Source organism: Anaerophaga thermohalophila str. Valhall (assembly GCF_000250735.1).
Classification (GTDB): Bacteria; Bacteroidota; Bacteroidia; order Bacteroidales; family Marinilabiliaceae; genus Anaerophaga; species Anaerophaga thermohalophila_A.
This window is the reverse complement of record NZ_AHZV01000301.1, coordinates 1-1,087: the sequence shown is the minus strand read 5'-3', so window position 1 is coordinate 1,087 and position 1,087 is coordinate 1. Positions and strand designations below refer to the sequence as shown.

Sequence of the window (1,087 nt, the reverse complement as noted above, 5' to 3'; positions counted from 1 at the left end):
TATCAATTACCAACTATCAATTACCAACTATCAATTACCAATTACCAATTATCAATGAACCAATTGACCAATTAACCAATTGACCAATTGACCAATTTTTGCAAGACAAGCGGCAGAGCCGAGCGAACCAGCAACAAGCAACAAGCAACAAGCAACAAGCAACCAGCATCCAGCAACCAGTATCCAGCAACCCTTCCCCGTTGCTAAAACACCAAAAACCCCTACATTTGCAAAAAACCGCTGACATTGAAAAAACAAAGCACTACATCCGATAATTCATCTACCATCGACATCATCGGCACAGCCTGCCGTGATTACTACCATCATCCCGACGACAACCTTAAAATAGAAGTTTGGAGCAACATCGCCGAAACCGATCACATACCTGTCAACTATTTGTTTCGATCCTTTGCCCAAATGCCATTACTGGAACAAACAGCACTGAAACACTGCAAGGGCAAGGTACTCGACATAGGTGCCGGAGCCGGCTCTCATGCCCTGTGGTTGCAACAACAGGGACTGGAAGTTACCGCTCTCGAAATTTCCCCCGGTGCTTGCCATGTTATGCAAAAAAGAGGCGTTAAGAATGTGCGTCAAACGGATTTTTTCTCATTAACCTCCCAAACCAAATACGACACACTTCTGATGCTGATGAATGGCATCGGAATTGTCGGTACGACCCATCGTCTTAAAGACTTCTTTACCCTTGCACGAAAACTTCTGAATCCCGGGGGCCGGATACTGGTCGACAGCTCCGATTTGCGCTATCTGTTTCTCGAAGATGACGGGAGCATTCTTATCAACCTCAACAACAAATATTACGGCGAAGTGGAATACCGGATGAGCTACAATGGCAGGAAAGGCCGACGCTTTCCCTGGCTTTTTATCGACGATCAGCTACTGGCTTATCATGCCGAAAAAAACGGCTTCCGCTTTGAACGAATTGCAGAAGGTAACCATTATGACTATCTGGCAAAAATTAAATGACAGATATTGAGGCTGAGACTAAGGTTGAGGTTGAGGTTGAGGCTGAGGCTGAGGTTGAGAATGCACCACATAAGGCACAGAAGAACACAGAGATAGATGG

General features: G+C 45.4%; 1 protein-coding gene. It reads left to right on the top strand.

Annotated elements, in window-relative coordinates:
- The first annotated feature begins 246 nt into the window (after nucleotides 1–246).
- Nucleotides 247–987, top strand: coding sequence for a class I SAM-dependent methyltransferase (locus OQ5_RS0115790; RefSeq protein WP_016778419.1), 741 nt, complete (start codon nucleotides 247–249; stop codon nucleotides 985–987).
- The last annotated feature ends 100 nt before the right edge of the window (nucleotides 988–1,087 follow it).